The organism is Klebsiella ornithinolytica (assembly GCF_030505655.1).
Lineage (GTDB): Bacteria > Pseudomonadota > Gammaproteobacteria > Enterobacterales > Enterobacteriaceae > Klebsiella > Klebsiella ornithinolytica.
Genome location: NZ_CP130153.1, coordinates 3,244,700 through 3,267,017 on the forward strand (window position 1 = coordinate 3,244,700; position 22,318 = coordinate 3,267,017).

Below are 22,318 nucleotides of genomic sequence, written 5' to 3' on the forward strand. Positions count from 1 at the left end.
CCGGCCCTATCTGAACGACGGGTCCGATGTATGAAGCAGTTTCTGGATTTTTTACCGCTGGTAGTCTTCTTCGCCTTCTACAAGCTTTACGATATCTACGCCGCAACCACCGCGCTGATTATCGCCACCGCTATCGTGCTGATCTATACCTGGGTACGCTATCGTAAAGTCGAAAAGATGGCGCTGATTACCTTTGTGCTGGTTGCCGTATTTGGCGGCCTGACCATTTTCTTCCATAACGATGAGTTTATAAAATGGAAGGTCACGGTCATCTACGCTCTGTTTGCCGGCGCTTTGCTGTTCAGCCAATGGGTGATGAAAAAACCATTGATTCAACGCATGCTCGGGAAAGAGCTGACCCTGCCACAGCAGGTCTGGTCGCGTCTGAATCTCGCCTGGGCGCTGTTTTTTATTCTCTGCGGTCTGGCCAATATCTACATCGCCTTCTGGTTGCCGCAGAATATCTGGGTCAACTTCAAGGTCTTCGGCCTGACGGCGCTGACGCTGGTCTTCACGCTGTTGAGCGGCGTATACATCTATCGCCATATGCCGCAGGACGATAACCACTAATTAAGAAGCGGGGGTAGCGCTTCTGCCCCCGCCCTTCTTTGCGCGGCATGTTCCCCTCTCATCGTCTTGTTCTCGTTTTCAGCATGGGCAACCATCTCTCTTAAGCATCGCCTGACTTGCCGTTTCCCTGTCCCGACTTTTGTGCAGAAAACGCTTCAGCTGACGCGTTTCACCTTGTAAAATGAGCCTCACAGGGGATGGCATTCCCCCTTGAACCGCCATGTGGCTAATGATGCCTGCTTTTTATTCCCGGACCGGGAATGAGCAGGCATATCTATCATGCAGGCAACGCGTCCGGGATGGTCAACCCTCTAAGGATTCGTTCATGCGATCGCTTCATACTTCACCTCTCACCACGCTCTTGTTCCTCGGACAGTGGCTTTTTATCGCCTTTATCGTTGCCGTTCTTGCGGGGAGCGCATCCGCCGCCTTCCTCTTTTCCCTTGAGTGGGCAACGGCCAGCCGCGAAAGCCATCGCTGGATGATTTGGCTGTTACCCGTTGCCGGCTTCAGCGTCGGATGGGTTTATCTCCGCTATGGTAGCCGCGTCGAGGCCGGTAATAATCTCATTCTGGAAGAGATCCATCACCCCGCTCAGGTCATTCCTCTGCGGATGGCGCCGCTGGTCTTTATCAGCACGGTCATCTCTCATCTCTTTGGCGCATCGGTTGGCCGGGAAGGTACCGCAGTACAAATGGGGGCCTCGATAGCCGATCAATTCACCGCGCTTCTGCGCCTTAACAATAACGGCCGGCGTATCGTGTTGATGACCGGGATCAGCGCGGGCTTCTCCTCGGTGTTCGGTATACCGCTCGCCGCGGCATTATTCGCGCTGGAGGTGCTGGCGATCGGTCGGATGGACTACCGGGCGATCCTGCCCTGCCTGTTTGCCGCGATCGTCGCAGACCAGGTGGGATTGATGTGGGGCGTACAGCATACCCACTATCTGGTCACCTCCATTCCTGCGCTTTCAGCCTGGACACTGCTTGCCGTGATCCTTGCCGGATGCTGCTTTGGCCTGGCCGCCCGCCTCTTCGCCGATACAACGCATCTGCTGAGTAGCCTGATGAAAAAACAGCTACCCTACGCGCCTCTCAGACCGTTTATTGGCGGACTGGTGATTGCGACGGCCGTCTCTCTCCTGCATGGCGAACGCTATATCGGGCTGGGGATCCCGGAGATCAGCGATGCGTTTTTGCATCCGCTGGCAGCGTGGGATTTTTGTGGCAAGCTGATCTTTACCGTTATCTCGCTGGGAAGCGGTTTTAAAGGCGGGGAAGTGACGCCGCTGTTCTACATCGGCGCGACGCTCGGCAATACGTTAGCACCGCTGATGCACCTGCCTGTCGGGTTCCTCGCAGGTCTCGGCTTCGTGGCCCTGTTTGCCGGCGCGGCCAATACGCCCGTCGCTTCTACGCTGATGGCCATTGAACTGTTTGGCGCAGAGATCGGCGTGTATGCCGCGCTGGCCTGCGTGGTGGCCTACCTGGTCTCTGGCTATACGGGGATCTACCGGGCGCAGCGGATTGCCGGCCCAAAACACCGTGTCGTACCGACCGGTATCCGTCTGGCGGAGCTTCCGGCCTGGCATCAGCGGCAAACGCCCGCCGCGTCTGAGACGAAAGAAGACAAACATCCTTCCCGGTAAGCCGCCCGCTCTGCGCCGCATTCCCGCGGCGCGGACCCCCATCCCCTGCTGCCGCCGTCAACCCCGCCTGTTTATTCACCTTTCTGCTATAACCCGGCAAAGTTGCGCCAATTGTGAGGATTTAATGAAGATTCATTTGCATGCATTGAAATGATAATAATTATCATTGATATTCGCAGTCTCAATTTTTAACGCTTTGATATGGATATTTACAATGAGACCGCAAAACTATTATGCCATTACGCCACTCGCGCTGGTATTTGCTGGCTTTCTGACGCCCGACGCCTTTGCTGAGGAAGCGGAACGCGATACCGAAACAATGGTGGTACACAGCACGGCTGAGGAAGCACTCAAGCAGCAGCCGGGGGTATCTGTTATTACCGCTGAAGATATTGCCCGCGATCCACCGGTTAACGATCTGTCGGAAATCATTCGTAAAATGCCCGGCGTCAATTTAACCGGCAACAGCGCCAGCGGCAGCCGGGGTAACAACCGGCAGATCGATATTCGCGGAATGGGGCCGGAGAACACCCTTATCCTGATCGATGGCGTTCCGGTGACATCCCGTAACTCGGTACGCTACAGCTGGCGCGGCGAACGTGATACCCGCGGGGATAGCAACTGGGTGCCACCGGAGATGGTCGAACGCATTGAAGTTCTGCGCGGCCCGGCAGCAGCCCGCTACGGATCCGGTGCCGCCGGCGGCGTGGTCAATATCATTACTAAACGCCCCACTAACGACTGGCATGGCTCGCTATCGTTTTATACCAACCAGCCGGAAAACAACAAAGAGGGGGCGACGAATCGCGCCAACTTTAGCCTCAACGGACCGTTGGCCGGCGATGCGCTGACCATGCGTCTGTACGGTAACATCAATAAAACCGATGCTGACGCCTGGGACATTAACCATGCCCAAAATGGTTCGTACGCCGCCGGTCGCGAAGGGGTGCGCAACAAGGACATCAACGCCCTGCTGTCATGGAAACTGACGCCACAGCAGATTGTCGATTTTAACTACGCCTATAGCCGCCAGGGCAATATTTACGCCGGCGATACCCAATACAGCAACGGTAACCTCAGCCCCGATGGCCTGGTCAGCGAGCTGTATGGCCACGAAACCAACCGTCTGTATCGCCAGTCCTGGGGGCTGACCTATAACGGAATCTGGGACTGGGGCCAGTCCAAAGCCGGAGTCTATTACGAGAAAACCAATAACACGCGTCTGCAGGAAGGTTCTACCGGCCGCGTGGAGGGGATGATCAACAGCAATGAGTACGCCACCAGCCGCCTCGAATCCTGGCGTTCAACCGGCGAGCTGAATCTCCCCTTCCACTGGCTGGCCGACCAGACCCTGACCCTCGGGATGGAGTGGAACCGCGATGAACTCAACGACCCGGCCTCCATGCAGGCAACCAACGTTACTGGCGAGACCATCCCTGGCACCTCTGGCGAGGCCTCCCAGCGCAGCACCACCAACAGCGCTACCCTCACGGGTCTCTACCTGGAAGATAATATTGAGGCAACGCCGGGCACCAATATCATCCCCGGACTGCGTTTCGACTACCACAATGAATTTGGCAGTAACTGGAGCCCAAGCCTGAACCTGGCGCAGGAGCTTGGTGAGATGTTCAAAGTCAAAGCCGGCATTGCGCGTGTCTTCAAGGCGCCAAACCTGTACCAGTCCAGCGAAGGCTATCTGCTGTCGACCCGCGGCAACGGCTGCCCGAACACCATCAGCAACGGCAGCTGCTACCTGCTCGGTAACCCGGACCTCGATCCGGAAATCAGCATCAATAAAGAGCTCGGCCTTGAATTTAACCTCAACGGCTATAACGCAGGCGTAACGTGGTTCCGTAACGATTATAAAAACAAAATCGTCTCCGGTACCGATGTGCTGGGCTATACCTCGAGCGGCAACAATATCCTGCAATGGCAAAACGGCGGCAAAGCGATCGTCGAAGGGCTGGAAGGTACCCTACTCATCCCGATTGTGGCCGATACGCTGGACTGGCGAACCAATGCGACCTATATGATCAAATCGGAGAACAAAGATACCGGTAATCCGCTGTCGGTGATCCCGAAATATACGATTAACACCATGCTGGACTGGCAGGTCAACAGCAAGCTTTCGGCGAACGTCAACTGGACGATGTACGGCCGGCAGAAACCGCGTCAGTATGCGGAGATCCGCAACGAGACCGGCACGCTCGCCACGAATGAAATCGGTGCCTATTCCGTTGTCGGTATCGGTGCGAACTACCAGCTGCTGAAAGATCTTCGCCTGAATGCCGGCATCAGCAACCTGTTCGATAAGCAAATTTATCGCGAAAACGCGGGCGCTTCGACCTATAACGAACCCGGACGCGCCTATTACGCTGGCGTCACCCTCTCATTCTGAATGCCCACGCCCGCAGCCGCGGGCGTATTCCCCTGTTTTCTCCCTGCCATTTTCATAGTAGCATCGCGCTGATCTTCTTTGACCAGCACAGAGTACAGAATGACAACAACAGATCTCACCCCGAAGGGCGAAATGGTTTTACGCACCCTGGCAATGCCAGCAGACACGAACGCCAATGGCGATATTTTTGGCGGCTGGTTGATGTCGCAGATGGATATCGGCGGCGCGATCATGGCCAAAGAGATTGCGCAGGGTCGCGTAGTGACCGTGCGCGTTGACGGAATGACCTTTTTACGGCCGGTGGCCGTGGGCGACGTGGTGTGCTGCTACGCACGCTGCGTGAAACGCGGCAACACCTCGATCACCATCAACATCGAAGTCTGGGTGAAGAAAGTGTCGTCTGAGCCGATTGGCCAACGTTATAAAGCCACGGAAGCCCTGTTTATCTATGTGGCGGTCGACAATCAGGGCAAGCCACGCGCGATACCTGGCGAATAAAAAAAGTGCCCGGCGTGCCGGGCCATTTTTACAAGAATCCGAGCAGCGAGAAGAACACATAGCCGAGAACAATCATGATCACCGGCAGGATATACAGCGGGAAGTACTGCACCAGAATCGTATGCCGGGGTACCACAATACGCTCCGCAATTTGCTCACGCGTGAGCCCTTCCGGCCCCTTAGCCTGTTCAAGAATCAGCTGATCTTCCACCCCTTCACGCAGGAACTTCGCCTGGCGGCTCATGCGCGCGCCTGACGCCTGCAGCGCCATGCCAACAAACACCAGAATATAGATAATCCAGAAGCCAATATTCAGGCTGTGTTTAAAATCCGGCAGCGGCGAGTTGTACCAGAAAAAGTTAAGGAACGGGGTATTAAAACGCATCATTTCAATCATGACGTGCGCAAAATCCATCAGCACCGCATCAATGCCCGGTTTTTTTTCGCTGTGTTCATACATAAACTTCAGTACCGAAATCAGCGTTGAAATCACCGCGGGTATAAAAATAACCCACCCTAAAATACGTTTAAGCACTGCAATGCGTCCAGCTTGTTGATACGTCATGGATTCCCCTTGTTTAAGACGCCTTCATCACCGTCTAAGTCTACCCTCACCGGCGAATTTCGCCCAATAATGCGCGGTATGATATACCATGAGGACAAATTCGTTATCTACTTGCGCTACAGGAGAAGGACTTATGTCAGCCAGGCGACAAATTCATGCCGCTATTTTCGATATGGATGGATTACTGATTGATTCCGAACCGCTATGGGATCAGGCGGAGCTGGAGGTTATTGAAAGCCTCGGCGTCGATATCAGCCGCCGCGATGAGCTGCCCGATATGCTGGGGTTGCGCATCGATTTAGTGGTGGATCTGTGGTTTGCCCAGCAGCCATGGAAAGGCGCGGACCGTGCTGAAGTCACCGCGCGGATTATCAGCCGCGCGATTGAGCTGGTTGAGGCCTCCCGCCCTCTGTTACCCGGCGTACGAGAAGCCGTCGCCTTATGTAAGGCACAAGGGTTAAAGGTTGGCCTCGCATCGGCCTCGCCGCTGCGGATGCTGGAAAAGGTCCTCACCATGTTCGAGCTGCGCGAGCAGTTTGACGCCCTCTCCTCTGCCGAATCGCTGCCGTACAGCAAGCCCCATCCTCAGGTCTATCTCAACTGTGCCGCCAGCCTGGGCGTGGACCCAATGGCCTGCGTCGCGCTGGAAGATTCGGTCAACGGAATGATCGCCAGTAAGGCAGCCCGCATGCGCTCTATCGTCGTTCCGGCCGAGGAAAATCGTCACGATCCGCGTTTTGTGCTGGCAGACGTTAAGCTCACGACGCTGGAGTCACTCACCGCCACCGATCTCTGCGGCCTGCTTTCCGGCCAGCGGTAGGCGCCCAGCGGTTGAACAATCACAAAAATAAAACGATGTTTCATTTTTAATTGTTTTTCCGCTCAGCACCCTCTATGCTTGAAAAAACGGCGTGGTTAAACGCATAAATCAGCATACAGAGGTGCATATGGTACTTAACGCCTTCGACCTGACGGGTAAGGTCGCTATCGTGACGGGATGTGACACCGGGCTGGGCCAGGGAATGACGCTGGCCCTTGCCCAGGCCGGCTGCGATATCGTCGGCGTCAATCGTAAGATCCCACAGCAAACGGCCGAACAGGTGCTGGCGCTGGGACGTCGATTTACCGCCATTCAGGCTGACCTCAGCCGCCAGGATGCCATCGCCGACATCGTCGCGAAAGCCGTCTCCGCCATGGGCCGGGTGGACATTCTGGTTAATAACGCCGGTACGATACGCCGCGCCGATGCGCTCACCTTTAGCGAAAAAGAGTGGGACGACGTCCTCAATCTCAACCTCAAGTCGGTATTCTTTTTATCGCAGGCGGTCGCCAGGCAGTTTATTCGCCAGGGCAGCGGCGGAAAGATCATTAACATCGCGTCCATGCTCTCGTTCCAGGGCGGGATTCGCGTCCCCTCGTATACTGCCTCAAAAAGCGGCGTGCTCGGTTTAACCCGCCTGATGGCCAACGAATGGGCCGGACAGAATATCAACGTCAATGCCATCGCCCCCGGGTACATGGCCACCGATAATACCCGGCAGTTACGCGATGATGCCGATCGCAGTAAAGAGATCCTCGACCGTATCCCGGCCGGGCGCTGGGGCGTCCCGGATGATTTACAGGGCCCGGTCGTGTTCCTGGCGTCGCAGGCAGCGGATTACATCAATGGATATACGCTGGCGGTTGATGGCGGCTGGCTGGCGCGTTAATAATTTTGTGACAAAGAGTTACACCGTCACCTCTTTCACACACTGTATAAAAACCCTATACTGTATGAATTGACAGTTTAGGGTTTTTATCATGACGGCGGAAGGCCATCTCTTCTTTTCTATCGCCTGTGCGGTATTTGCGAAAAATGCGGAATTAACCCCCGTTCTGGCACAGGGTGACTGGTGGCATATTGTTCCCTCAGCGGTACTGACCTGCCTGCTGCCGGATATCGATCATCCGAAGTCATTTCTCGGGCAGCGGCTAAGCTGGATATCGAAGCCCGTCGCCCGCGCCTTTGGCCACCGCGGGTTCACCCATAGCCTGCTGGCGGTTTTTGGCGCAATCACGCTGTTTTATCTGAAAGTGCCGGAAAGCTGGTTCGTGCCCGCCGATGCCGTGCAGGGACTGGTGCTTGGCTATCTCAGCCATATTCTTGCCGATATGCTCACCCCGGCGGGCGTACCGCTACTGTGGCCCTGCCGCTGGCGCTTCCGCCTGCCGATCCTCGCGCCGCGAAAAGGCAACCAGCTGGAGCGGGCGCTGTGCATGGCGCTGTTCGTTTATGCCGTATGGATGCCGCAAACTTTCGCTGAGAACAGCGCCGTGCGCTGGTCTTCGGGGATGATTAATTCACTGCAGATCACCTTTAATCGTTTTATTAGTCACCAGACCGGACGATAAACAGGCAAAACAGTCAAAATAGTTATAACCCATTCCATTTGAATATAAGTAATGAATTCCTCTTCTGCTAACCTTGCGCCATTAGAGCTGGTAACAGACCAGCCAGATAAAAACCTATCAGGAGAACGGGGATGAATTTTCCATTAATAGCGAACGTTATCGTGTTCGCGGTTTTGCTGTTTGCGCTGGGGCAAACCCGCCACAAACAGTGGAGCCTCGCCAAAAAAGTACTGCTCGGCCTCGTCATTGGCGTGGTGTTCGGCCTGGCGCTGCAGTTGATTTATGGTTCCGACAGCCAGGTGCTGAAAGACTCCATTCAATGGTTCAATATCGTCGGCAATGGCTATGTCCAGCTGCTGCAGATGATCGTCATGCCGCTGGTTTTCGCTTCTATTCTCAGCGCCGTTGCTCGCCTGCATAATGCCTCGCAGCTGGGGAAAATCAGCTTCCTGAGTATCGGTACCCTGCTGTTCACCACGCTGATTGCGGCGCTGGTCGGCGTGCTGGTGACCAACCTGTTCGGCCTGAGCGCCGAAGGTCTGGTGCAGGGCAGCGCGGAAACCGCGCGTCTGAATGCGATTCAGAGCAACTATGTCGGTAAAGTCGCTGACCTGAGCGTACCGCAGCTGATCCTCTCTTTTGTACCGAAGAACCCGTTTGCCGATCTGACCGGTGCGAACCCGACCTCGATCATTAGCATCGTTATCTTCTCCGCCTTCCTCGGCGTCGCCGCGCTGAAGCTGTTGAAAGATGACGTTGAAAAGGGCCAGCGCGTCCTGACCGCGATCGACACCCTGCAGAGCTGGGTGATGAAGCTGGTACGTCTGGTGATGCAGTTAACGCCGTACGGCGTGCTGGCGCTGATGACCAAAGTGGTGGCCGGTTCCAATCTGCAGGACATCATCAAGCTCGGTAGCTTCGTGATTGCCTCCTATATTGGCCTCGGCATTATGTTTGTGGTTCACGGTCTGCTGCTGGCGATTAACGGCGTGAGCCCGCTGAAATATTTCCGCAAGGTGTGGCCGGTCCTGACGTTCGCCTTCACCAGCCGCTCCAGCGCCGCGTCGATTCCGCTGAATGTCGAAGCGCAAACCCGTCGCCTGGGCGTACCGGAATCCATTGCCAGCTTCTCAGCCTCCTTTGGCGCAACCATCGGTCAGAACGGTTGTGCGGGTCTCTACCCGGCGATGCTGGCCGTCATGGTGGCCCCGACTGTCGGTATCAACCCGTTTGATCCGCTGTGGATCGCCACGCTGGTCGGCATCGTCACCGTGAGCTCCGCAGGGGTTGCAGGAGTCGGCGGCGGCGCAACGTTCGCGGCGCTGATCGTCCTGCCGGCCATGGGCCTGCCGGTGACTCTGGTGGCGCTGCTTATTTCCGTCGAACCGCTGATCGACATGGGCCGTACGGCATTGAACGTGAACGGCTCAATGACGGCCGGTACCCTGACCAGCCAATGGCTGCGCCAGACCGACAAAACGATTCTCGACAGCGAAGAAGACGCCGAACTGGCGCATCGCTAAGCCAACAGGCACAAAAAAACCGCAGATAGCCATCTGCGGTTTTTTTTATTTCTCGCTACCCTCTCATGAGGTGATTTCGCCTTCCTGGCGCATCTGCATGGCCCAGCGCTGCGCCGCTTCCGGAACGCTAAACGCTGGCGAGCGGCGGAAATGTTCGCCCATCAGCACAAAGGCGACATACTTGCCGCGCAACAGCCACACATCGCGAAAACCGTCCATTTTGACGGCGTGTTCCGGAGGGGCGGGCTCCACCCGAGGCACGTAGCTAATGACAGGGCGGTTTTGTTGGCGAAGTGTTTTCATAACCAATAGATTCACTAAACAAAGCGGGAAACAGAAACAGCTATCATAGCCGATTGCCCTGCCTTTCGTCGCCCCTTACGTGTGTTCTGCCCGCCGGGCAATAGTTTTCACGCCTCCTGCCGGCTCATCTGGTGAGATGCTCTATAGTTAGAAGGGTTTTGGTACCGCAACGACCATTTTTCAGTAATGAAAACAGGAGACGAGCAATGTCTGATCAGAACCATAAACCACAAAACCACAAAGCGCCTCATGACGGCAGCGAATCACAACCCGGACTGGACGCTCTGGCTCCGGACGATCAATCATGGCGCCCGACGCCGCATCCCACGGCTCCCGGAGAAGAACCCAGCGCGCCGGGAAGCCTCAAAGCGCCCGATATCCACAGCAGCAAACTTGACGCGCTGGCTCACCAGCGCAAAGGCAGCGAAAACGTCCCCCTGACCACCAATCAAGGGGTACGGATTGCCGACGATCAGAATTCGCTCCGCGCGGGGAACCGGGGCCCCACGCTGCTGGAAGACTTTATTCTGCGTGAAAAAATAACCCACTTTGACCATGAGCGGATCCCGGAGCGAATCGTCCATGCGCGCGGGTCGGCGGCGCACGGCTATTTTCAGTCCTATCGCAGCCTGCGCGACGTGACGAAAGCGGATTTTCTCTGCGATCCCGCGAGGAAAACCCCGGTATTCGTCCGTTTCTCTACCGTCCAGGGCGGCGCCGGCTCGGCCGATACGGTGCGCGATATTCGCGGCTTCGCCACTAAATTTTATACCGATGAAGGCATTTTTGACCTCGTCGGGAACAACACGCCGATCTTCTTCATCCAGGATGCGCTGAAATTCCCCGATTTCGTTCATGCGGTGAAGCCGGAACCACACTGGGCTATCCCGCAGGGACAAAGCGCTCACGACACCTTCTGGGATTACGTCTCTCTACAGCCGGAAACGTTACATAACGTGATGTGGGCAATGTCCGATCGCGGCATACCGCGCAGCTATCGCACCATGGAAGGATTTGGTATTCACACCTTCCGCCTGATCAATGCCGAAGGTAAGGCTACCTTTGTTCGTTTTCACTGGAAACCGGTGGCCGGTAAAGCCTCTTTGCTCTGGGATGAGTCGCAAAAGCTGACCGGTCGGGATCCGGATTTCCATCGCCGCGATCTGTGGGAAGCGATAGAAGCCGGCGATTATCCGGAGTATGAGCTGGGTCTGCAGCTGATCCCGGAAGAGGATGAACAGGCGTTTGACTTCGATCTGCTGGATCCCACTAAGCTGATCCCCGAAGCGCTGGTCCCGGTACAGAGGGTCGGGAAAATGGTGCTTAACCGCAACCCGGATAACTTCTTTGCCGAAAACGAACAGGCGGCGTTCCATCCAGGCCATATCGTACCGGGGATAGATTTCAGCAACGACCCGTTACTGCAGGGGCGGCTATTTTCGTATACCGATACCCAGATCAGCCGGCTGGGTGGGCCTAATTTCCATGAAATCCCGATTAATAAACCCACCTGCCCGTATCACAACTTCCAGCGCGATGGCATGCACCGGATGGATATTGATACCAACCCCGCCAACTACGAGCCAAACTCGATCAACGATAACTGGCCGCGCGAAACGCCACCGGCCCCTAAGCGCGGCGGTTTTGAGTCGTACGCTGAACGCGTCGACGGTGAGAAAATTCGCCAGCGTAGCCCCTCGTTCGCCGAGTATTACGCCCACCCGCTGCTGTTCTGGCGCAGCCAAACCCCGGTTGAGCAGCAGCATATTATTGATGCCTTTAGCTTCGAGTTAAGCAAAGTTGTCCGGGTATGGATCCGCGAACGGGTGGTCGATCAGCTGGCGCACATCGATATCCCGCTGGCGCAGGCCGTCGGCAAAAATTCAGGCATCGCGCTGAGCGACGAACAGTGCAAGATTACCCCGCCGCCGGACGTGAACGGGGTGAAAAAGGATCCCAGCCTGAGCCTGTATGCCATCCCCGGCGGGGAGATCAAGGGCCGCGTCGTCGCCGTGCTGCTCAACGAGCGCCCGGCAGCGCAGGATGTGCTGACCCTGCTGCAATCCCTGAAGGCGAAAGGGGTTCATCCCCGATTGCTTTATTCACGGATGGGGGAAGTGATTGCCGATGACGGCACGCGGCTGCCCATCTCCGGGACCTTTAGCGGCTCGCCATCGCTGACGGTCGATGCGGTCATCGTCCCGGGTGGCGACATGTCCCTTCTCAGCAACAGCGGGGAGCTACATTACTACCTGCTGGAGGCCTATAAGCATTTAAAACCGATCGTGCTGGCGGGCGACGGGCGCCAGTTTAAGGCTCTGCTGCAGGTCGCCACTCAGGGGGAGGAAGGACTTGTCGAGGCGGACGCCATTGACGCTCCGGCGATGGATACGCTGTTCACGCTGATGGCCGCGCATCGGGTGTGGTCGCGCGCCGGCAAAACGGCGGCGATTCCGGCCTGACAGAAAAGGACGGCGCGGGATCCCCCTCGCCGGATCTCCGACGCACGGGTGCAATCAGGGGAAGCCGTGTGCTTCCCCTCCGCCCGCGTTAAACGTCGCGGTAAGTCCCTAAACGGTACCCGCGCTCGGCAACCGCGTACTTGAGTGATGCCGAGGTCAGCACCTCCAGCTCTGCCAGCCGCGGGTAACAATAGGCGCTGCCCATAATGGTGTTATCCACAAACGCCGGATGGCACATCACTTCCAGAGACGATTCGCCCCGCTGGATAGAGGCATCCAGGGTTTGTAAAAACAGCGCCTCCGAGATGGCCTCGCCGTAAAACTCGCTGGTAAAACCGTCGCTGCTGCGCGCGGCATCCTGCGCCAGGTCATCACGCTCAGCGACCTGACGGTCAATACGCAGCGCCACCCCCTTCTCGCGGGCAAATGCCGCAACAATGGGATAAATCCGGGCGATCATATGCACGTGGTGATGGCTGTCGATATGCGTCGGCTCGCAGCCAAACAGCGCGATAAACCGGCGATACTGGCACTCCAGCTCATGCGCAATTTCATCCAGCGGCAGGCTATCCTCTTCCGCCATTTGCCAGATCCATTTCCCCAGACGCCCCTCGCGGGTCAGACCCGGCATCGCCGATAAAGGCTCGCCCAGAGTCAGGACAAAATGCATCCCGACCCCCAGCTCCGGCACGCAGCGGCTCAGCTGAGCCGCATGGCTAATCGCCGCCCCGTTAACCAGCGCCGTTGTCGAGGTGACCAGGCCATTTTTACAGGCTTCAATAATGCCGTAGTTCTGACCTTTACTCAGGCCAAAATCGTCGGCATTAACGATTAACACGCGTTCCATCAGCTCTCCCGTTACGCTTTCAGTTTCTCGATTGTCGCGGCAAAGTTTGGCAGCCACCTTTCGTGCGCGAGGATCATTTCGCGCGCCAGCTGCTCGGCATCGCGGTCAGAGTGAATCAGCGGACTCAAATTGAGCGCCAGCAGTACGTCGTTCAGTTCGCCGCTGATCGCGGCCTGGCTGGCCGCCACTTCAAAACCTTTGATGGTATAAATCAGCCCCAGCACTTTCTCATCGAAATGGCTGATGCGCGGCGTCGGCGTCGCCCCTGCACTGCCGAGGGTGCAGGTCATTTCCACCGCCCAGTCCGCCGGAATATTATCAATATGGCCATGATGCGGGATATTCACGTAGTGCTCGGTCTGCTTGTCATTGTAGATAGCATTGATCACTTCACAGGCCGCATCGGAGTAATAGGCGCCGCCGCGCTGCTCCAGCTCTTTTGGTTTCACCTTCAGATCCGGGTTTTTATACAGCTCAAACAGCTGTTTTTCGACCTTCTGCACCACCTGGGCGCGGGCGCCGCCTTTGTAATACTCGCCCATTTCGATGGCCAGCATCTCTTTTGGTTTAAAGTAGTAGAGCAGATAGGAGCACGGAATCAGGCGCAGCGAGCGGATCAGCCCTTCGCTGAACGGTAAATCGAAGATGTTTTTCACCGAGTTGGCGCTCAGGGTACCGGAGGCTACGCCATCGAGTAGCTCGTCGAAGCGCGATTTGCCATTCACCAGCACATCGCGAACGAACACCAGGTGATTAAGACCAAACAGGTCGATATTCAGTTCATCTTCCGGCGTCAGCTGCAGCACATCGGTGATAAACATTTTCATGCCGATCGGAATATTACACACGCCGATAAAGCGCTTAAAGTTGGTGTGGCGATAGACCGCCTCGGTCACCATCCCCGCCGGGTTGGTAAAGTTGATGATCCAGGCATCCGGGCAGATCTCCTGTACATCCTTCACGATATCAAAAATCACCGGAATGGTACGCAGACCTTTAAACAGACCGCCGGCGCCGTTAGTCTCCTGACCGAGGTAGCCGTGGCTGAGCGGAATGCGTTCATCTTTTTCACGCGCCTTCAGCTGGCCAACCCGCAGCTGTGTGGTGACGAAATGAGCCCCTTCCAGCGCGGCGCGGCGATCCAGCGTTTTGTAGACCTTCATCGGAACGCCCGCTTTTTCCACCATACGCTGGCACAGCGCATGGATAATATCGAGTTTCTCCTGCCCTTCTTCTACATCAACCAGCCACAATTCCGTTACCGGCAGTTCGTGATAACGTTTGATAAACCCTTCCAGTAATTCCGGGGTATAGCTGCTGCCGCCGCCGATAGTGACAATTTTTAATTTCTGGCTCATTATATTCTCCCTTGGGGCACTACGAATTGTACGTAGCCCACCCTCCGCCTGGAGGCGGAAAGTTAAATTGAATATGTCCTGGCGCGGAACAATCCGCTCCGGTTAATTAATGCTGGTCAGTTGTTTTCGGTAATTGCTTGGCGTAAATGAGGTCAGCTTCTTGAATGTTTTAATAAACAAACTTGGGCTGCTGTATCCCGATTCGTAAGCAATATCAGTGACCGAGTAGTTGGTGATTTCCAGCTGCTTCTTGGCGAAATTGATGCGAATATCATTGATAATCTGCATCGGCGTTTTACCATAATAGCGTTGGGTTGCCCGGGTTAAATATTCCTGGGTTTTCCCGGAGAGCGCGACCATATTCTCCAGCGCGCCTTCACCAAACTTCAGTTTATCGTGCATATCCTCGACGGTATTTTTCAGCCATTGCGGAATGACATCCTGCACCGGCTCCTCGCGATAATGCCGTAAACGGTTAATGGTATAAAACGAGACCAGCTCAATAAATTCGTCAAACTCAGTTTCGCGAAAGTTCAGCGAAGCGATAACCGACTCGATGTAGCTGAGAAAGGTGCTTTTTACCGCGTAGACCTGCGAAGCAACCAGACCAAACGGCAGCAGCGGCAGATAGTGTTTCTCAAAGAAACTTTTGCTGATGCCAACGTTAAGAATGCGAGTCGCGCCAAAAGCATAAAAACTCTGGTGGTGCGACCCCATCGGGATAAAGACAAAATCCCCGCGCTCCAGCAATACCCGTTTGCCATTGATTTCCTGATAATAGCGCCCGGTTAAAACGATGGTGTACTCGTAATAATCATGCTGGTGAAGCCCGCTTACGCTTTCCGTTTTGTTATAGATAACCACATGAAAATTTTTCCCGTTGAAAAGCTGTTGTTCCCGTGCGGTACTGATCTCGGTGGTTATCATCTTTGGCTGCCTCATCGTGTTGATGGCCTATTGTACCTTCTCGTGCAGCTCAATCAATTCGGCAACCAGCTCGCGCGCCAGCATTGAGGTCATCAGATGATCCTGCGCATGAACCAGTACCAGACTGACCTTCATTTTGCCTTCGCCTTCATCGCTTTCAATGAGCTGCGTCTGAACGCGATGCGCTTCGCTCAGCGCCATTCGCGACTGCTCCATCATGTTTTTAGCAGCGGCAAAATCGCCCTGCTTGGCCTGCTTAAGTGCAGCATATGCCAGGCTACGGGCCTGTCCGGAGTTGATAATCAGCCCCATCACCACCTCTTCGAGGTCATTTTCAGGTGCGTCAACCGCTTCGATATTATCCAGATCAAACATAGTATTTCCTCATTTCTCAGGCGGTACGGGAAATCTCCCGTACCGCTCGACATCAGAATTTCAGCGCGTTAGCGATATCTTCTTCGCTTTCCTGCTCTTCAATAACCGCCTGTGCCTTGTTGGAGACCGCGACGAACGGCAGGTAAACCAGCACCGACACACACAGGTTGAACAGCGCCACGCAAAGTGCAGCGATACTCCCGTTACTGTTGAAGAATGCCCCGAGGCCGGTAGGCATGGTCCACGGCGCCAGGTTGGTCACCGGCGGGATAATTCCCATCGAGTAAGCAGCCAGCGTAATCGCGGCCAGAATCGGCTGAATCAGGACGAACGGGATAAACATCACCGGGTTCATAATAATCGGCAGACCAAACAGAATCGGCTCGTTAATCTGGAAGATGCCTGACGGCAGCGCCAGTTTAGCCACCTGACGATGATCTGCGCGGCGTGAGCCGATGAAGATGGCGATAATCAGACCGAGCGTGGCCCCGGAACCACCCAACAGGATGTAGGAGTCCAGCATCGGCTTGGCCCAGAAGTGGAACTCTTTGCCCGCAGCGATAGCGGCTTCAACGGAACCGTACTGGTTGTACAGCGCGATGTTTTCCAGCGCCCACGGAGTCATGATGCCGTTGTCCAACGCGGTCAGCGCCAGAGACCCGTGTACGCCGAAGAACCACAGCAGGGAGTTAAAGATAACGTAGGCCCAGCCCACCACGCTGCCCATCGACGCCAGCGGTCTGGAGATGGAGTCCATGATGATCTGGTGGAAGTTGCTGCCATGGTTGGCCAACAGCCAGGAGATAATGCCGAATACGGAGAGGATCAGGAAGCCCGGAATCAGCGCAGAGAATGAGCGCGATACCGAGGCCGGTACGCTGTCCGGCAGGGTAATAACCCAGTTGCGACGGATAACAAAGGTGAACATTTCCGCCACCAGCAGGCCAATAATCATGCCCGAGATGATGTTTGCCCCACCCAGCCAGTTTGCGCCGACCGCATAGGCCTCGCCTACGCTGTAAGGTGTAACGGTCATAAAGGCAGCGACCGATAACAGCCCCGCGGCCAGCGGATCGACTTTGCGCTCTTCAGCCAGCGCCATGCCGATAAAGAACGGCGCCATCAGCGACATTATCCCTAACGTCCCGTTATAAACGTTGCCGCCGATAGCCTTAAAGCCATTTAACGTTTCAATGGTCGAGCCATCCAGGCGAATACCCATTGAATAGAAGAAAGAACCTTCACCAAAGCTCAGAAAAACGTTGTTGATTAATACGAACATGGCCCCCGCGAGGGTCAGCGGCATTAATTTAATAAAGCCGTTTTTAATCGCATTAATGTGCGGTTGCTTTCCTATTTTAACTGCAAAAGGAAGGAGTACCTTTTCAAGCGAGTCAATCACTTTGCTCATAGCAAATACCCTTAAAAGCCGTAATCGAATCATTACGGCATAGATGTATGAAATTACTCTTTGACGGGAAAATAAACTCTCACCTTTCGCTATTCAGGAAAATCAGATAATGCTTTAACGCACTGTTGATTCAGCGAAAAACAAAAAGATATTGAGTTTTAAAATTAAATTATTGTGCAGCAGCTTTCTTAATGGCCGCAACGGCCGCTTTCAGTACACCTAACCCATCGACTTTGCCATAAAGCACAGAGTCGATAACTTCCACCGGCTTATTCGGTAACAGCCGCTGAATTTCTGGAAGCATATACGCAATTTGTGGACCTAATAATACGACATCGGCTTCAGGGCCTTTTTCTCCAGCAAGTGTCTCAGGATAGGCCTCAATGATGACCGGCACTTCATATTTTTCGGCCTGTGCACGCATTTTAGAGACCAGCAGTGAAGTAGACATTCCAGCCGAGCAAAACAAATAGATGTGTTTCTTTTCCATGAGCGCTTCCTCAATTTGTAAGACCTGGCGGCTTCAGTATCATCTGATGTCTGACAGCCGGTTAAGACAGGTAATCATTCAATTAGTATTGTTTATGCATTGAGTATACGGCATCGTGCGGGGCCTGGATAATTCCTGGTTAATCAAAATTGTCTCTCATTGACCTCGTGTTTTGACTACCTTCACATTTCCCCCAAATAATTCGCGCAATTAAATAAGCATTAGCGGTCATAAAAAAACCCGACCAGTGGTCGGGCTTTCGTAGATCTCAGCATGTTGCATTACTTGCTGTTGCGCGGGTCGGTATCGTACTCCGCACAGGTCTGGTAGCCGGAGTTCATGACGCGACCGGTATCGTCGAGGGCAACAAAGTAGGTTTCAAGTTTACCATCTCGTTGACCCAGGATATAGGTCTGGCAGGTTCCACGTGCGTGGATCATGGTGACCTCAGAAGACGGTTTACCTGCAATCTGTAAAACCTGTGACCGGGTCATACCTTTTTTGACATCTTTGACGACCGGTTGAGTGAACTGGTCGGCGGTACGATCGTAAGCCGTACACCCTGCCAGCATGGTCAAAACTGCTGCTGCGCCCAGAAATCCTGCTAAATTCTTGTTCATATTGCGTCCTCTTTTCTTCTGCGTGTTAATAAGCCTGGAATAAATACCGTTATTTTTCAAGCCGAAGGTACAAAAGGAGCAAATTTAAGCTTTTTCTAATAAAAAAATCCTATGTCATTGATTGCTCTCTTTTGCGCCACTCAATTCTGTGATCCTTGTCGTTTTCCCGGCAAAGAGGTAGCTTTAACCCCTACTGGCAGCCAAACAGATTCACTTTCCGGAGGGCGCGATGACGCTACAACAAGAAATTATTCAGGCGCTGGGCGCGAAGCCCCAGATCGATGCTGAGGGTGAAATTCGCCGCAGCGTGGACTTTTTGAAGTCGTACTTGCAGACCTACCCTTTTATTAAGTCACTGGTTCTGGGAATCAGCGGCGGCCAGGATTCAACCCTGACAGGCAAACTTTGTCAGCAGGCCATTAATGAACTGCGTGCCGAAACCGGCGATGAAAAGCTGCAGTTTATTGCCGTACGCCTGCCTTACGGTGTCCAGGCGGATGAGCAAGATTGCCAGGATGCGATCGCCTTCATCCAGCCGGATCGGGTGCTGACGGTGAATATTAAAGGTGCGGTACTGGCCAGCGAGCAGGCATTGCGGGAAGCCGGGATTGAGCTCAGCGACTTTGTTCGCGGCAATGAGAAAGCCCGTGAACGCATGAAAGCACAATACAGTATTGCCGGGATGACCCACGGCGTGGTGGTAGGCACTGACCATGCGGCGGAGGCGATTACCGGCTTCTTTACCAAGTACGGAGACGGCGGCACGGATATCAACCCCATCTTCCGTCTCAATAAGCGCCAGGGCAAGCAGCTGCTGGCGCTGCTGGGCTGCCCGGAGCATCTGTATAAGAAGCTGCCGACCGCCGATCTGGAAGACGATCGCCCGTCGCTGCCGGACGAAGCTGCGCTGGGCGTAACCTACGACAATATTGATGACTATCTGGAAGGTAAAACGCTGGATGCGAGCATCGCCCGAATTATTGAAGGCTGGTATCTGAAAACCGAGCATAAGCGCCGGACGCCGATCACCGTTTTCGATGACTTCTGGAAAAAATAACGCGCTCCCCCCGCATTTCTCTGACCCCGGCCATCGCCGGGGTTATTTTTTGCACTTTTCGCTGCCTGCACGCCCTGTTATACTGGATATATAACCAGCATCAGGAGCCCGTGTGGTGAGAAGGCAATCTGCCCCGCGTCTGGAATTCGACGCCGCGGCTATCTATGAATATCCCGAACATCTGCGTCCGTGGGTCGAGGCACTGCCTAATCTGCCGGGCGTGTATCTGTTTCACGGCGAGAGCGATACGCTCCCGCTGTATATCGGTAAGAGCGTGAATCTCCGCAGTCGGGTGCTGTCGCACCTGCGTACTCCCGAAGAGGCGGCCATGCTGCGTCAGGCGCGAAGCATCAGCTGGCAACGTACCGCGGGAGAGCTGGGCGCGCTGCTGCTGGAGGCGCAGCTGATTAAAGAACGTCAGCCGCTGTTTAATAAACGCCTGCGGCGTAATAAGCAGCTCTGCTCGTTGCTGTTGGAAGACATCCGCCCGCAGGTGGTGTACGCCCGCGAGGTTGATTTTTCCCACCACAATCATCTGTATGGCCTGTTTGCAAACCGGCGGGCAGCGCTGCAGGCGCTGAAAACCCTCGCTGACGAACATCATCTTTGCTACGGGCTGCTGGGACTGGAGACGCTTACTCCGGGCCGCGCCTGTTTCCGACACGCGCTGGGGCGTTGCGCCGGCGCCTGCTGCGGTCGGGAAAGTCTTGCCGCACATCATGAAAGACTCCGCGCCCGGATGGCGCAGATGCAGCTGGTGTGCTGGCCGTGGCCTGGGGCCGTCGCGCTGGAGGAGAAAGGCCCGGACCTCACCCACTATCACGTCATTCATAACTGGCTGTGGCTGGGATCGGTCGAGACGCTGGAGCAGGCCGAGAGCTTAACGCGCCAGCCGGCCGGTTTTGATCATGACGGCTACAAAATTCTCTGCAAACCGCTGCTGAGCGGCCGCTTTACGCTGCATCCGCTCTCCCCTCGTTAGCACAAAAAAAACCGCCGGTCCTGCCCAATGCCTGACGGCGATGTTGGGCAAGACCGGCGGTCTTCATTCAAAGCGCTGAGTTATTCAGCTGGTGCAGGCATTTTACCTTCTGGCGCTTTGCGATCTGTCAGATGCTTCTCAAAATTCGCATTGAACTGTTTTTTCTGTTCCGGCGTCAGAATGTTGTAAATCTTGTTCTGGGTTTCCATACGGGAAAGCGCCATCGCTTTATGCTGCGCTTCCATTTTATCGATCTGCGCTTCCGCTTTCGCTTTATCGAAGGTATCGCTGGCGATCAGCTCATGCATCGCGCGGCGTTCGTCCAGGGACGGACGTTTCATGTTTTCGCGCTGGCCCTTCATGATGTCGCGGATCTGCTGTTTTTGCGCATCGGTCAGATTGAGCCCCTTGAACATCATTTCGTGCTGGCCGCCATGCATACCTTTATGGTGCATCATCGGTTTGCTTTCGGGCTGAGCCGCGGTGGTATCAGCAGCGTGAGCCAGGTTAGCGGCACCCAGAGCCAGTGTAGAGGCAACAAACAGAGCAGTAATCTTCTTCATATCCAGTCCTTACTTTAAGTTATTCTTACGGCGTGTTGCCGTGTTGACGAGATAAACTTTACGACGTTTATCGTCAATTAGTCAGAGCAAGAGTAAAACAATGAAAGTGTAAAAAACATTTTCTCACCAATTGTGGAGAAAATAAGGAAATTAAGGAGGGAATTGCAACAGAAAATATATAACGCATTGTTTTTTAATGGTTTTGATGGATTATAAAGCAGCAGAGATTAAAAACAAAGCATTTATCCAGGAATAATCTGCAATCAGCCCCCCGCGCACGAAAAAATAAAATTATGCACAGGAGGTGACTATACAAAATTAAACGGCCGCCCGAATGAGCGGCAGAATATTCGGCGAGCGGCTACGATAAACGCTCCAGCATCAACCCGGCCCGCAGCCCCCGCGCCACGGACGGGTTAGGAAACAGAACAAACTCCTGTGCCTTTTCTACCACATAGCGGGTATCACCATCTTCGGCGAGCAAGGTTCCGCCAGGAAAGGCGGTAAAATTGAGCGTCTGATCCGACATACAGAGATGAAAATTATCGCTATGACGGGTAATTTGCTGCACCACCCGATAGCGCAGCGGCGCCGGATCGGCGTCAACGACCGTCAGATCGCCCACCAGCAAACGCATTAGCGCCCGTTGGGTGACGTTAAATTGCGTCAGATTGTTAGCGCCAAACGGTAACGCCTTACCAAGTTCCAGGGTACAGGAGAGCGCAGCAAAGCGTTCGCAGCTGAAGTGGGTGAATGTCCCCGCCGGCTGCTGATGGAAGACCAGCGCCTCCAGCCCGGCACCTCCCAGCCAACTTAAAAACCCGTCATCCCACGGAGTTTCCCGCGCCGGAAGCACGCCAAAGCGCGTATGCAGCGATCCGCGTATCGCGGTATGTAAATCAAGGTGCCAGCGGCTGCCCGTGCCGGCGCCATAAAACCGCGTCAGTACCTGCTCCAGCTGACGCGCTCTGGCCGTCTCGTCGCTGACGGGAAAACGCTGCCAGCGCCCGCCAAACATCCGGTTCATGTCGCTGTCGCGGTAGCGCTTATTTTCCCGCAGCGCGAGCGGGTTGCCAAAGATCACCAGCAGCCGCCAGTGCAGCGGCAGCTCACCGCTAAACAGCTGCTGTAGCAGCAGATGGGTCATCTCCACCGGAGCGGTTTCATTGCCGTGGATACCCGCGGACAGAACCAGCGAACGCTCGCAGCGCGCATGCGGAGTCAATTGCAACACCCCGCAGTCCAGCCAGTGCCAGCGAAAATGCGCCGTTTCGCCATGAAAATGGTGAGGCAAACGCCCCGCCAGAGTTAATGCCAGAAAGTCGTCCAC

Annotated in this window: 22 protein-coding genes and 1 riboswitch; of the genes, 11 read left to right on the forward strand and 11 right to left on the reverse strand. The window is 55.0% G+C overall.

Annotated features, from left to right (window positions below; genetic code table 11):
* Positions 1–30 precede the first annotated feature (30 nt).
* The 4 genes from Q1L34_RS15520 (at position 31) to yciA (ending at position 5,114) form a co-directional block, all read left to right on the forward strand.
* Positions 31–570: a septation protein A gene (locus tag Q1L34_RS15520; protein WP_004860967.1), complete on the forward strand. Its 540-nt coding sequence runs from the start codon at positions 31–33 to the stop codon at positions 568–570.
* 184 nt (positions 571–754) lie between these two features.
* A riboswitch (Fluoride riboswitch) is annotated at positions 755–816 on the forward strand.
* A 79-nt stretch (positions 817–895) separates the two neighbouring features.
* On the forward strand, positions 896–2,218 hold the full coding sequence (locus tag Q1L34_RS15525) for a voltage-gated chloride channel family protein (RefSeq protein ID WP_327204143.1): 1,323 nt from the start codon (positions 896–898) through the stop codon (positions 2,216–2,218).
* Positions 2,219–2,432: 214 nt separating this feature from the next.
* Complete coding sequence (locus Q1L34_RS15530; protein ID WP_004860958.1) at positions 2,433–4,616, forward strand: TonB-dependent siderophore receptor; 2,184 nt, start codon at positions 2,433–2,435, stop codon at positions 4,614–4,616.
* 99 nt (positions 4,617–4,715) lie between these two features.
* Positions 4,716–5,114, forward strand: a complete 399-nt coding sequence (gene yciA / locus Q1L34_RS15535; protein ID WP_004860955.1) for an acyl-CoA thioester hydrolase YciA — start codon at positions 4,716–4,718, stop codon at positions 5,112–5,114.
* 28 nt (positions 5,115–5,142) lie between these two features.
* Here yciA and Q1L34_RS15540 read toward each other — a convergent pair whose 3' ends face one another.
* Positions 5,143–5,679 carry a YniB family protein gene (locus Q1L34_RS15540; protein WP_004860952.1) on the reverse strand — a complete coding sequence of 179 codons (537 nt, stop codon included), beginning with the start codon at positions 5,677–5,679 and terminating at the stop codon, positions 5,143–5,145.
* Between the two features lie 133 nt (positions 5,680–5,812).
* Between Q1L34_RS15540 and hxpB the strand changes: the two genes are divergently transcribed.
* The 4 genes from hxpB to Q1L34_RS15560 all read left to right on the forward strand — a co-directional run bounded on the left by hxpB (position 5,813) and on the right by Q1L34_RS15560 (position 9,593).
* The gene (gene hxpB / locus Q1L34_RS15545) at positions 5,813–6,499 is read left to right on the forward strand and encodes a hexitol phosphatase HxpB (protein ID WP_004860949.1); all 687 of its coding nucleotides are present in this window, start codon (positions 5,813–5,815) and stop codon (positions 6,497–6,499) included.
* Positions 6,500–6,626: 127 nt separating this feature from the next.
* Entirely contained in the window at positions 6,627–7,388 is a 762-nt protein-coding gene (gene kduD / locus Q1L34_RS15550) for a 2-dehydro-3-deoxy-D-gluconate 5-dehydrogenase KduD (protein ID WP_044350896.1), read from the forward strand.
* 91 nt (positions 7,389–7,479) lie between these two features.
* Complete coding sequence (locus Q1L34_RS15555; RefSeq protein ID WP_004860944.1) at positions 7,480–8,070, forward strand: metal-dependent hydrolase; 591 nt, start codon at positions 7,480–7,482, stop codon at positions 8,068–8,070.
* 131 nt (positions 8,071–8,201) lie between these two features.
* A complete protein-coding gene (locus Q1L34_RS15560; RefSeq protein ID WP_004860941.1) occupies positions 8,202–9,593 on the forward strand; it encodes an L-cystine transporter in 1,392 nt (463 codons plus the stop codon).
* A gap of 63 nt (positions 9,594–9,656) precedes the next feature.
* Here Q1L34_RS15560 and cedA read toward each other — a convergent pair whose 3' ends face one another.
* Positions 9,657–9,896 carry a cell division activator CedA gene (cedA, locus tag Q1L34_RS15565; RefSeq protein WP_004860939.1) on the reverse strand — a complete coding sequence of 80 codons (240 nt, stop codon included), beginning with the start codon at positions 9,894–9,896 and terminating at the stop codon, positions 9,657–9,659.
* A 206-nt stretch (positions 9,897–10,102) separates the two neighbouring features.
* On the opposite strand from cedA, the gene katE reads away from it, so the two are divergent.
* On the forward strand, positions 10,103–12,358 hold the full coding sequence (katE, locus tag Q1L34_RS15570) for a catalase HPII (RefSeq protein ID WP_048024432.1): 2,256 nt from the start codon (positions 10,103–10,105) through the stop codon (positions 12,356–12,358).
* An 88-nt stretch (positions 12,359–12,446) separates the two neighbouring features.
* On the opposite strand, the gene chbG is transcribed toward katE, so the two are convergent.
* The 7 genes from chbG to osmE form a co-directional block, all read right to left on the reverse strand.
* Entirely contained in the window at positions 12,447–13,205 is a 759-nt protein-coding gene (chbG, locus tag Q1L34_RS15575) for a chitin disaccharide deacetylase (protein WP_004860933.1), read from the reverse strand.
* A gap of 11 nt (positions 13,206–13,216) precedes the next feature.
* Positions 13,217–14,563: a 6-phospho-beta-glucosidase gene (locus tag Q1L34_RS15580; RefSeq protein ID WP_004860928.1), complete on the reverse strand. Its 1,347-nt coding sequence runs from the start codon at positions 14,561–14,563 to the stop codon at positions 13,217–13,219.
* Between the two features lie 102 nt (positions 14,564–14,665).
* Complete coding sequence (gene chbR / locus Q1L34_RS15585; RefSeq protein WP_004860924.1) at positions 14,666–15,490, reverse strand: transcriptional regulator ChbR; 825 nt, start codon at positions 15,488–15,490, stop codon at positions 14,666–14,668.
* A gap of 27 nt (positions 15,491–15,517) precedes the next feature.
* The gene (gene chbA, locus Q1L34_RS15590; RefSeq protein ID WP_004860922.1) at positions 15,518–15,865 is read right to left on the reverse strand and encodes a PTS N,N'-diacetylchitobiose transporter subunit IIA; all 348 of its coding nucleotides are present in this window, start codon (positions 15,863–15,865) and stop codon (positions 15,518–15,520) included.
* Positions 15,866–15,917: 52 nt separating this feature from the next.
* Positions 15,918–17,276: a PTS N,N'-diacetylchitobiose transporter subunit IIC gene (chbC, locus tag Q1L34_RS15595; protein ID WP_004860919.1), complete on the reverse strand. Its 1,359-nt coding sequence runs from the start codon at positions 17,274–17,276 to the stop codon at positions 15,918–15,920.
* A gap of 169 nt (positions 17,277–17,445) precedes the next feature.
* A complete protein-coding gene (gene chbB / locus Q1L34_RS15600) occupies positions 17,446–17,766 on the reverse strand; it encodes a PTS N,N'-diacetylchitobiose transporter subunit IIB (protein ID WP_004860916.1) in 321 nt (106 codons plus the stop codon).
* 281 nt (positions 17,767–18,047) lie between these two features.
* Entirely contained in the window at positions 18,048–18,386 is a 339-nt protein-coding gene (osmE, locus tag Q1L34_RS15605) for an osmotically-inducible lipoprotein OsmE (protein ID WP_004860914.1), read from the reverse strand.
* A 229-nt stretch (positions 18,387–18,615) separates the two neighbouring features.
* Between osmE and nadE the strand changes: the two genes are divergently transcribed.
* Together nadE and cho are read left to right on the forward strand one after the other, a co-directional pair.
* A complete protein-coding gene (gene nadE / locus Q1L34_RS15610; protein ID WP_004860911.1) occupies positions 18,616–19,443 on the forward strand; it encodes an NAD(+) synthase in 828 nt (275 codons plus the stop codon).
* 112 nt (positions 19,444–19,555) lie between these two features.
* Positions 19,556–20,425, forward strand: a complete 870-nt coding sequence (gene cho / locus Q1L34_RS15615) for an excinuclease Cho (RefSeq protein ID WP_004860907.1) — start codon at positions 19,556–19,558, stop codon at positions 20,423–20,425.
* 80 nt (positions 20,426–20,505) lie between these two features.
* On the opposite strand, the gene spy is transcribed toward cho, so the two are convergent.
* The gene (spy, locus tag Q1L34_RS15620; RefSeq protein ID WP_004860902.1) at positions 20,506–20,988 is read right to left on the reverse strand and encodes an ATP-independent periplasmic protein-refolding chaperone Spy; all 483 of its coding nucleotides are present in this window, start codon (positions 20,986–20,988) and stop codon (positions 20,506–20,508) included.
* A 361-nt stretch (positions 20,989–21,349) separates the two neighbouring features.
* Positions 21,350–22,318: a succinylglutamate desuccinylase gene (gene astE, locus Q1L34_RS15625; RefSeq protein WP_064359528.1), complete on the reverse strand. Its 969-nt coding sequence runs from the start codon at positions 22,316–22,318 to the stop codon at positions 21,350–21,352.

What these genes read in the sequence shown, in the direction of transcription:
- Q1L34_RS15580 (WP_004860928.1), bottom strand. Translation starts at nt 14,563, where the DNA reads ATGAGCCAGAAATTAAAAATTGTCACTATCGGCGGCGGCAGCAGCTAT.
- yciA (WP_004860955.1), top strand. Translation starts at nt 4,716, where the DNA reads ATGACAACAACAGATCTCACCCCGAAGGGCGAAATGGTTTTACGCACC.
- kduD (WP_044350896.1), top strand. Translation starts at nt 6,627, where the DNA reads ATGGTACTTAACGCCTTCGACCTGACGGGTAAGGTCGCTATCGTGACG.
- Q1L34_RS15560 (WP_004860941.1), top strand. Translation starts at nt 8,202, where the DNA reads ATGAATTTTCCATTAATAGCGAACGTTATCGTGTTCGCGGTTTTGCTG.
- nadE (WP_004860911.1), top strand. Translation starts at nt 18,616, where the DNA reads ATGACGCTACAACAAGAAATTATTCAGGCGCTGGGCGCGAAGCCCCAG.
- osmE (WP_004860914.1), bottom strand. Translation starts at nt 18,386, where the DNA reads ATGAACAAGAATTTAGCAGGATTTCTGGGCGCAGCAGCAGTTTTGACC.
- Q1L34_RS15525 (WP_327204143.1), top strand. Translation starts at nt 896, where the DNA reads ATGCGATCGCTTCATACTTCACCTCTCACCACGCTCTTGTTCCTCGGA.
- spy (WP_004860902.1), bottom strand. Translation starts at nt 20,988, where the DNA reads ATGAAGAAGATTACTGCTCTGTTTGTTGCCTCTACACTGGCTCTGGGT.
- katE (WP_048024432.1), top strand. Translation starts at nt 10,103, where the DNA reads ATGTCTGATCAGAACCATAAACCACAAAACCACAAAGCGCCTCATGAC.
- Q1L34_RS15530 (WP_004860958.1), top strand. Translation starts at nt 2,433, where the DNA reads ATGAGACCGCAAAACTATTATGCCATTACGCCACTCGCGCTGGTATTT.
- chbR (WP_004860924.1), bottom strand. Translation starts at nt 15,490, where the DNA reads ATGATAACCACCGAGATCAGTACCGCACGGGAACAACAGCTTTTCAAC.
- Q1L34_RS15555 (WP_004860944.1), top strand. Translation starts at nt 7,480, where the DNA reads ATGACGGCGGAAGGCCATCTCTTCTTTTCTATCGCCTGTGCGGTATTT.
- chbC (WP_004860919.1), bottom strand. Translation starts at nt 17,276, where the DNA reads ATGAGCAAAGTGATTGACTCGCTTGAAAAGGTACTCCTTCCTTTTGCA.
- chbB (WP_004860916.1), bottom strand. Translation starts at nt 17,766, where the DNA reads ATGGAAAAGAAACACATCTATTTGTTTTGCTCGGCTGGAATGTCTACT.
- hxpB (WP_004860949.1), top strand. Translation starts at nt 5,813, where the DNA reads ATGTCAGCCAGGCGACAAATTCATGCCGCTATTTTCGATATGGATGGA.
- chbG (WP_004860933.1), bottom strand. Translation starts at nt 13,205, where the DNA reads ATGGAACGCGTGTTAATCGTTAATGCCGACGATTTTGGCCTGAGTAAA.
- Q1L34_RS15540 (WP_004860952.1), bottom strand. Translation starts at nt 5,679, where the DNA reads ATGACGTATCAACAAGCTGGACGCATTGCAGTGCTTAAACGTATTTTA.
- Q1L34_RS15520 (WP_004860967.1), top strand. Translation starts at nt 31, where the DNA reads ATGAAGCAGTTTCTGGATTTTTTACCGCTGGTAGTCTTCTTCGCCTTC.
- chbA (WP_004860922.1), bottom strand. Translation starts at nt 15,865, where the DNA reads ATGTTTGATCTGGATAATATCGAAGCGGTTGACGCACCTGAAAATGAC.
- cedA (WP_004860939.1), bottom strand. Translation starts at nt 9,896, where the DNA reads ATGAAAACACTTCGCCAACAAAACCGCCCTGTCATTAGCTACGTGCCT.